The 10,008-nt window shown below is 39.8% G+C and carries 6 protein-coding genes; all 6 read left to right on the plus strand.

Annotated elements, in window-relative coordinates; translation table 11 throughout:
• Positions 1-3,882, plus strand: a 3,882-nt coding sequence (locus GNF10_RS31980; RefSeq protein ID WP_185607353.1) for an amino acid adenylation domain-containing protein, incomplete at its 5' end; no start/stop codon positions are given.
• Between the two features lie 220 nt (positions 3,883-4,102).
• A complete protein-coding gene (locus GNF10_RS31985; protein ID WP_185585638.1) occupies positions 4,103-4,897 on the plus strand; it encodes a hypothetical protein in 795 nt (264 codons plus the stop codon).
• 44 nt (positions 4,898-4,941) lie between these two features.
• On the plus strand, positions 4,942-5,328 hold the full coding sequence (locus GNF10_RS31990; RefSeq protein WP_185585637.1) for a four helix bundle protein: 387 nt from the start codon (positions 4,942-4,944) through the stop codon (positions 5,326-5,328).
• Between the two features lie 52 nt (positions 5,329-5,380).
• Entirely contained in the window at positions 5,381-6,487 is a 1,107-nt protein-coding gene (locus GNF10_RS31995) for a zinc-binding dehydrogenase (RefSeq protein WP_185585636.1), read from the plus strand.
• Positions 6,488-6,529: 42 nt separating this feature from the next.
• Positions 6,530-7,351 (plus strand): pyrroline-5-carboxylate reductase, encoded by an 822-nt coding sequence (proC, locus tag GNF10_RS32000; protein ID WP_185585635.1) that lies wholly within the window; start codon positions 6,530-6,532, stop codon positions 7,349-7,351.
• Positions 7,352-7,453: 102 nt separating this feature from the next.
• The gene (locus tag GNF10_RS32005; RefSeq protein ID WP_185592541.1) at positions 7,454-9,469 is read left to right on the plus strand and encodes an ABC transporter ATP-binding protein/permease; all 2,016 of its coding nucleotides are present in this window, start codon (positions 7,454-7,456) and stop codon (positions 9,467-9,469) included.
• Positions 9,470-10,008 lie beyond the last annotated feature (539 nt).

The following is a 10,008-nucleotide window of genomic DNA, read 5'->3' on the forward strand; positions in this document are numbered from 1 at the left end:
GGAATAGTAAGAACTTCCGACCCCCTAGCACCTTGGACAGTCTCAATTGTTGACTTTAAGCATTTATCCACACTTGTACTGAGCGAAGCCGAAGTAAGCGAAAAAGAAATTGCTATACAGCAATTAGTGCAAAAACAAGCTATTCAACCATTTAACCTGGCAAATGAACCATTAGTCAGAACAACGTTAGTTGTGCTATCCGAGACAGAACACGCCTTGTTAGTGTACATACATCACATTGTCTCTGATGGCTGGTCAATGGGTGTGTTTATCAAAGAGTTAGCAGCTCTGTACAATGCTTATTCTCAAGGTCAGCCGTCACCGTTAGTACCACTGCCTATTCAGTACGCAGATTTTGCAATTTGGCAAAGGCAATGGTTGCAAGGAGATGTACTGCAAAGCCAACTGAGTTATTGGCAACAACAACTAGCCAACGCACCAACTTTATTGTCGCTACCTACTGACCGACCTAGAGGGGCTGTGCAAACTTACCACGGCGCATATCAAGCGATCGCACTTTCAAAGAAGCTCAGTGTTGCACTCAAACAATTGAGTCAAAAAGAAAGTGTAACTTTGTTTATGACGCTGTTAACAGCATTCCAAATATTGCTATGGCGCTATAGTGGGCAGGATGATATTTGCATAGGTACGCCGATCGCCAACCGCAACCGTGCAGAAATTGAAGGGCTAATTGGCTTTTTTATCAATACCCTTGTGTTGCGTACTCGCTTAGATGGTAATCCCAGTTTTAAGCAGCTACTATCACGGGTGCGAGAAGTAGCGTTGTCCGCGTATGCTCATCAAGATTTGCCTTTTGAAATGCTGGTGGAAGCATTGCAGCCAGAACGAAATCTCAGCCATAATCCAATTTTTCAGGTATGGTTTAATTTACAGAATTTGGCAGACACCCAACTAGAACTTTTTGGATTGTCTGTAGAACCTATATTGATGTCAGAGGCAGCTTCCAAGTTTGACTTAAGCTTGTATGTTGCAGAACACGAACAAGGAATAACTCTGCAACTACTATATAATTCTGACCTATTTACTTCAGAAAGAATGGTGGAAATGGTGCAACAATTCCATCATTTGCTGAATCAAATTGTTGTCGAGCCTGATAGTGCGATTGCTGCTTATTCTCTTGTAACACCACAAGCCCAACTTCTACTGCCAGATCCCACAACAGCTATACCAGAACCAAAATACGAATTAGTTACAACAACGTTTACCTCTTGGGTAAATAGTAATCCAGAACTTTCAGCACTGCGTCAAGGATCTTGCACTTGGAACTATGGGGAATTAGGCAAAAGCTCTCAAGCTTTAGCAAGGGTGATGCTAAGTCACGGAATCGAACGGGGAGATGTCGTAGCCGTATATGGGACATCAAGTTTTGGATTGATTGCCAGTGCGATCGCTGTTCTCTTAAGTGGAGGAGTTCTACTGACTCTCGATTCGCAACTTCCGAGCGAACGCCAACAGCTGATGCTCAAAGAAGCTAAAGTTAAATGCATATTACACGTTGATAGTCAACCCCTAGAAGATAAAGAGATATGGCAGTCTTTAACTATCATCTGTGTAAATCCAGACACCGCAGAAGCTATAAATTCTTTAGAAAGCAGTCATACAATACCCCTACCGGAAATATCTGCTGATGATGCAGCCTATATTTTCTTTACTTCTGGTACGACTGGCGTTCCGAAAGGAGTGTTGGGGTGTCACAAAGGAATGGCGCATTTTCTCAACTGGCAAAGACAAGCCTTTGGAATTGGGCAACAAGACCGCATTGCCCAATTAACAGGACTTTCTTTTGATGTCGTTCTTAGAGATATCTTTTTACCTTTGACCAGTGGTGCAACCTTGTGTCTACCAGCGCAAGCGGATAAATTAGAACCGACGAAAATTTTGCGTTACTTGGAACGCGAACAGATTTCCGTTCTCCACACAGTTCCTTCCTTAGCGCAATCATGGTTAGCTAATGTCCCCTCGGAATCTCTGCGTAACTTACGCTGGTTATTCTTAGCCGGAGAACCCCTTAAGCAAACACTCGTACTACAATGGCGAGATGCTTTCCCCCAAGCTGGTGAAATCATTAATCTCTATGGGCCGACAGAGACAACTTTGGCGAAATGTTATTACCAAGTACCCAGCGAACCGACAGTAGGGGTACAGCCAGTGGGATGGCCACTTCCTGAAACTCAAGCACTAGTTTTGAGTACAAATCGGCAACTGTGCGGTATTGGGGAACCGGGCGAAATTGTTTTGCGGACACCATTTTGCAGTTTGGGCTACATTAACGCTCCAGGAGAGAAGCGTTCTCGGTTTGTCAAAAACCATTTTCGCAATGACGACCAGGATTTACTGTACTATACAGGCGATCGCGGCCGCTATCTTCCAGATGGCTCTCTAGAAATTCTCGGACGCTTTGATCATCAAGTCAAGATTCGCGGCATACGCATTGAGCTTGGGGAAATTGAGACAGTATTAGCACAACACCCATCTGTGCATCAGACTGTAGTAACTGCCCATGAAGATGATTTTGGCGAGCAACGCTTAGTGGCTTACATCATCCTAAATCAGAAGTCAGCACCTACCATTAGTGAAATCCGGCGCTTCCTCTCCACTAAGCTACCACAGTATATAGTGCCTTCTAGTTTTGTATTCCTTGAGAGCTTGCCACTAACATCTAACGGCAAGATAGACCGCCGCGCTTTACCTACACCTTCTAACATTATTAACTTAGATATATTTGTTGAACCTCGTAACCAATTAGAAATGCAATTGGTACAAATTTGGTCAAAAATTCTGAAAGTTGACAAGGTAGGAGTACAAGATAACTTTTTTGATCTTGGTGGTCATTCGCTTTTAGCTCCCTACTTAATGGCTCAAATCAAGCAGCAGTTTGGTAAAGATGTGAGTTTAACAAGCCTCTTCCAAAACCCAACTATTGAACAGTTAGCGACAATTGTCCAAATAGACTCGGATTACTCAAATTCGTCTTGTCTGATACCAATTCAGCCAAACGGTTCAAAGTTACCTTTCTTCTGCATTCCCGGCGCTGGTGGCGAACCTTTCTACTTATATCACTTAGGACGTTATTTAGGAGCAGACCAACCTTTATACAGTTTTCAAGTAAACAATCTAGATGAAGAATTGGAACCAGCCACTCGAATCAAGGATATGGCTAGTCATTATATTCAAGCAATGCAAGCTGTTCAACCACAAGGCCCATACTTTTTAGGAGGGCATTCTTTAGGAAGTATAGTAGCTTTTGAAATGGCGACTCAGTTGCTCCATCAAGGACATATCGTTGCTCTAGTCGTCATGATTGATATGTCAGCACCAACCTCTAAAGACAAACAAGCACGTATTGAACGTATTGATTGGGATCATGCTAGGTGGTTGATTGAGTTGATCAAAGCAGTAGAAGTTTCTCTGTCAACAAACATAGATATTTCTTACGATACCCTTCAATCTTTGCCTGTGGATGAGCAACTAAAACACGTTTTACAGCATTTAAAAATGGTAAATATGCTGCCTCCTAACGCTGAAATTACGCAGATGAAAAACATGGTGCAAGCTTTAAAAGCAAACTCTCTATCTCTAATTAATTATGTACCTGAACAGATTTATCCTGGTCGAATTACGCTTCTACGTGCCAGCGAAACTCCTCCAGAACGCTTGGCTAGCAAGTTTTTTGAGATTTCCCAAGATTCGACCTGGGGGTGGAGTGAGTATTCTGGTGAACCAGTAGATATCCATTTTGTTCCAGGCAACCATATCACGATGATGGCTGAACCCCACGTTCAGGTTTTAGCCGAGCGCTTGAAAGTTTGTATTGAGCAAGCCTTATTTAGGCAAGGAGGCAGGGCAATACTGCTCGGTTAAGCATTTTTAACTCGGAATCGGGTTTGGGGAAAAGGTTAAAGGGTAAGGGTTTTTTCTTTCCTTTTCCCCTTAACCGAGAAGTATTGGGGGGCAGGAGGAAAGGGAAATATATTATCTGAGTAAATTAGATAATTTATTTTTTGGAAGTCCACTGGCAAACCTAGGTTGCTGAATATTAGTAGGAATTGAAAGTAGAAAATTAAACGAAAGGAAGTGTATTATGACTGCTGTATATAACCAAATTAAATCGACAAGATGGGAAAAAAAACAAGAGTATCCCCTAACAGCAGAATCTTTAAGAAAGCTGATTGAAAACCGCATTCCTCTGATTCGGATTAAAGACTTTGCCACACCCGAAGAGTGTGAGGTCTTATATGATCAATCTCAATCACTCGTTTTTAATGCTTATGAAGATGTCACTCCAAAAATTGAAAAAGTTGGCATCACAGTATTTGAATACAACAACGTTGGTAAAGCAAATTATTTTCAAGAAGTAGAAAGAGCATCTAAATTAAGAGACTCTATTACAGCAGCTTCTTTTAACCCTTTGGAACGCATGATGGAGAAATTTAGAGAGTGTGGTGCAAAGGTGCGAATTGCTTCTGAACCAGACTACGGTAGCTATTATGCAGGATTGATCAGAAAGATTGAAAATGGTACACAATTGCATATTGATTTTGCTCCAATGGAGCAATCTGGTTGGGAGGTTTGTACGATTACTGCTCAACTTTCTTGGACTTTGTACTTGAAATTGTCTGATAACAATCACGGTAAAACCTGCATTTACGATCGCCGTTGCACACCAGAAGATGATCAATATAAACTCGATTCCTATGGATATAGTGATACAGTCATTGGCGATGCCGATGCGATCGCTTTCCAACCTTACATAGGCGACGTAGTGCTTTTCAATACTAGCAATTTTCACTATGTTGAGCCAATGAATGGACAACGTGTGGCTTTCACTTCCATGATTGGCTTACTTCCTAACGGTGAAATTATTTTCTGGTCTTGATAGGATGCAGGGGAGCAGAGAGCAGGGAGCAGGGAGCAGGGGGAATGGAAAAAGAACCAATCAAAAGTCATGAAGATTTAGAAGTATACAAAATGGCGTTTGATGTAGTGATGAAAATTTTTGAATTATCTAAAAAGTTTTTCATAGAGGAAAGATATTCATTGACTGACCAAATTCGTAGGTCGTCACGCTCTGTTTGTGCTAATTTAGCCGAGGCATGGAAAAAACGTCTTTATGAAGCTGCTTTTATTGCAAAATTAAATGATTATGAAGCTGAAGCCGCAGAAACTCAGACTTGGCTGAAATTTGCTGTGAAATGTGGTTATTTAGACGTTGATACAGGTAGAGAACTTTATGGGCGCTTAAATCAAGTTTTAGGCATTCTAGTAACCATAATCAATAATCCATCACCCTGGCTCATAAAACGCTAATCCCCTGCTCCCTGCCCCTTATCCCTGTCTAAATATAGTGAGGTAATGATTTATGCCCAAAGCAGCTGTGATGACCGCACCTAATCAACCAGTTGAAGTGCAACAATTACCATACCCGATTCTGGAAAAGGGTGGAATTATTATTGAAACCTTATATAGTGAAGTTTGTGGAACTGATGTACATTTACTACGTGGGCATTTAGAGGGAGTACCCTATCCAATCATTCCTGGACACTTCTCAGTCGGTCGTGTAGTAGAAACAGGTGGGCCGGTTAGTGATGTCAATGGTAAATTAATTCATCCTGGAGCGATCGCTACTTTTTTGGATGTACACGAAACCTGTTACAACTGCTGGTATTGTCTGGTAGCCAAAGCATCCACTCGCTGTCCACAACGCAAAGTTTATGGTGTCACCTACTCAGCGAAAGATGGGTTGTTGGGTGGTTGGTCTGAATTGATTTACCTCAAACCAGGAGTTAAAGTTTTAATCCTACCCGAAGAAGTCTCGCCAAAGCAATTCATTGCTGGAGGATGTGCTTTACCAACTGCACTACACGCTGTCGATCGAGCGCAGATTCAAATTGGTGATGTTGTAGTGGTGCAGGGTTGCGGCCCTGTGGGTTTGAGTGTGGCAATTCTAGCTTTGCTTTCAGGTGCGGGCAAAGTAATTGTCATCGATAAATATGAGAGCCGATTAGTAGTTGCTAGATCCTTCGGTGTAGATGAAACCCTTGTGATTAAAGCTGATGATCCACAACAACATATTGAACGGGTTTTAGAATTGACGCACGGACACGGTGCTGATGTCACTATTGAAGCCACAGGCATTCCCATCGCTGTCAAAGAGGGTTTGAATATGACGAGAAATGGAGGTCGCTATGTTATTGTCGGGCATTACACAAACACGGGTGAGATTCTGATCAATCCCCACCTGGAGATTAATCTAAAACATATTGATATTCGCGGAACTTGGGGAATTGATTTTAGCCATTTTTACAGAATGATTGAATTACTAAAACGTCATAGTGATTCCAGCAAAAATATTGCTTGGTCAAACATAATTAGTCGTTCATACACACTAGGAGAAATTAATCAAGCGCTGGCAGATGTAGAGCAAGGCTCTGTATTAAAAGCTGTGATTCAGCCTAATCTATCTTGATGCCAAGAATATATCAAATGACTTGAGTAATAAGGAGAATATATGCTTGGAGATTTAAAAATTGCCTTTATCGGTGGTGGCACGATGGGCGAAATGATAATTAGTAGATTGTTATCGACTAAAATTGTTCAAAAACCCGATCTAGTTATAGTCAGCGAGCCAGTTTCTGCGCGATGCCTTCATTTAGAGAGGGAATATGGAGTACATACTACAACCTCCAATATAGAAGCGGTTCTTGGCGCATCTATTGTGATATTAGCAGTGAAGCCGCAGGTTTTAGCCTCTGTTATGGCTATGTTGAAGGATAAAATTTCACCTGATGTTTTAGTAATTAGTATTGTGGGTGGAGTAAGTATTTCATCTCTGTGCCAAGGGTTGAATCATCCTGCTGTTGTCCGCACAATGCCGAATATTGCAGTACAAGTTGGTCATGGGACTACGGTGTGGAGCGCATCATCAAGTGTGACAGAGATACAGCGATCGCATACCCAAGTCATTTTACAAGCATTAGGCAAGGAATTTGCTACTCAAAATGAACACTACCTTGATATGGCAACGGCGTTAAGTAGCGCCGGAACTGGGTTTATATTTTTGTACATCGAAGCAATGACTGATGCCGGGGTTCAGATGGGTTTAACTCGCGTACAAGCCCAAGAATTAACATTGCATACGATTGCTGGTAGTGTAGAACTTATGTTTCAGACTGATGAACATCCAGCAGTCTTACGAAACAAGGTAACTAGTCCTGGGGGAGTGACTGCTACTGGTCTTTATGAGTTAGAAAAAGGTGGTATGCGAACTATCATTTCTAATGCAGTGCTTGCGGCTTTAGGCCGCACTCAACAATTAGGTAATATCAGTTGAAAAATTAGTGCTGAGTGGGACTGTGTATTCGGTGATTATTACCGATTAGTCAACACTAAAAAGTATTAATTTTAATAAAAAATTTTAATTTATTTCTCAAATATGCCAACCCAAGTTGTTCAAACTCAACCCTCAATAAACGCATTTTCAAGTTTTATCCAATTCTGGGAAGATGTAAAAGCGATCGCTGGGCCTTATTGGTATCCAACAAAATCAGGAGAAAGAGCATTTTCAGACGTTATTCGCGCTTGGGGAATGCTTATTCTCCTAATATTGTTAATCATCGCCCTTGTAGCTGTAACTACTTTTAATAGTTTTATTTATCGCTATTTAATCGATGTAATCATTCAAGAAAAAGATTATTCTAAATTTACTTATAATATATCAATTTATGCTGTTGGACTTGTTTCAATAACGCTTTTAGTAGGATTTACTAAATTTGTGAGAAAACAAATCGCTGTTGACTGGTATCAATGGCTCAATAATCACATTTTAAATAAATATTTGAACAAGCGTGCTTATTATAAAATTAATTTTAAAGCCGATATTGATAACCCAGATCAACGTTTATCTCAAGAAATTGAACCAATTACTAGTAGTGCCCTCAGCTTTTCAGCTACTCTTCTAGAAAAAATACTAGAAATGATAACTTTTTTAATAGTTGTCTGGACAATTTCCCAACAAATAGCTGTTGCTCTACTTATTTATACGATTATAGGTAACTTAATTGCTGCTTATTTAAATCAAGGATTGATTAAGATTAATCAGGCGGAACTTGAATCTAAAGCCGATTATGCTTATGCCCTAACTCATATTCGTAATCACGCTGAGTCCATAGCTTTTTTTCAAGGAGAGGAACAGGAACTAAATATAATTCAACGCCGATTTATTAATTTAATAAAAGATATTAAACAGAAAATTGATTGGGAAAGAAGTAAAGAAATTTTTAACAGAGGATATCGGGGTGCTATCGAATTTATCACACTCATAGTACTCTCGCCTTTATATATTAAAGGTGAAATTGATTTTGGACAGGTTGGACAAGCTATTGCAGCTTGCTATATGTTTGCTGGTGCTTTAGAAGAATTAATCCGTGAATTTGGCGTTTCTGGACGATTTTCTAGTTATGTTGAGCGTTTATCTGAGTTTTCAGATGCGTTAGAAGCAGTTACCAAACAACCCGAGAATGTCAGTACTATTAAAACAATAGAAGAAAACCATCTCGCTTTTGAGAATGTTACCTTACAAACGCCTAACTATGAGCAGGTAATCGTCGAAGACTTGTCATTGAACGTTCAGCCTGGAGAAGGTTTATTAATTGTGGGGCCGAGTGGTCGAGGTAAAAGTTCTCTGTTGAGAGCGATCGCTGGTTTGTGGAATGCGGGAACTGGTCGTTTGGTACGACCCCCCCTAAAAGAAGTATTATTCTTACCCCAACGGCCCTATATCATTTTAGGAACTTTGCGCGAACAGTTACTTTATCCTAATACGAATCGTCAAATGACCGACGCAGAACTCAAAGACGTTTTGCAACAAGTAAACTTGCAAAACTTGCTAAGTCGAGTTGAAGGCTTTGATACTGAAGTTCCTTGGGAAAATATATTATCTCTGGGAGAACAACAACGGCTTGCATTTGCACGACTATTAGTTACTCATCCTAACTTTACTATCTTAGATGAAGCAACAAGTGCCTTAGATTTAACAAATGAAGGAAGCTTATATCAACAGTTACAAGATACAAAAACAACGTTTATTAGTGTTGGACATAGAGAAAGTCTATTTAATTATCATCAATGGGTTTTAGAACTGGCACAAGATTCCAGTTGGCAACTTGTAAGTGTACAGGATTATCGGTTGCAAAAAGCAAAAGAAATTGTCACTAATACTTCCGAAAATCCTGAAATCATAATAGATAATTCATCTCAAAATCAATCCCAAGATGAGTCAGAAATCAGTACAAACAAAAGGCTTTCTCATAAGGAAATGAATGAATTAACGTACTATTCCGTTTCCACTATTAGAAGTAAGGCAAGCAAAGGCGAGTCCATCACTACTAGGGACGGCTTAACCTATCGCTATGATAAAGATCCCAAAGTTCTGAAATGGGTGAGAGTTTAGCGGCTACCATCCGTGAGTGGCTAAAATAAAGCAACTGTTATCAAACATTTAAAATCTTCAAAATTTTTAATTAAATGATAATTGTGCGAGAGAAAGGGGAGAAAACAAGTTTCCTTCCTCTTGTGGATTATCACGAACACCAAACTTTTTTGATAGCTTAAATATGAAATGAAAAAGTATTTTAATAATTTAATAGACAAACGGGCTTTTGAAATTATTAATGAAAAAGTAATTATCCCTGAATCTGAAACAAATGAAATTATTTTTCAAGTTTTTAGTAAGCAGTATTTAAAATACATTCGGTAGAAACGAAAAATATAAGAGCATATAGCTATGCAGGAATTAGAAACAGGTAAAAGATTTTTTGGCGGAGAAAAACTTAGTCACAATCAATTAACTTTATTTATAGTTTAAATAGTTTAATTTAAACGCAATTAAGAGAAAGCAAGTGCAATGCTTGACAAAGCTCGGCATATAGCATGATAGTCAGGAATAAACTATTCCCTGAGAGTGATGAAACAGGGCGATCGCCATCAGAT

It is taken from the genome of Nostoc sp. UCD121, assembly GCF_014222285.1.
Classification (GTDB): Bacteria; Cyanobacteriota; Cyanobacteriia; order Cyanobacteriales; family Nostocaceae; genus Nostoc.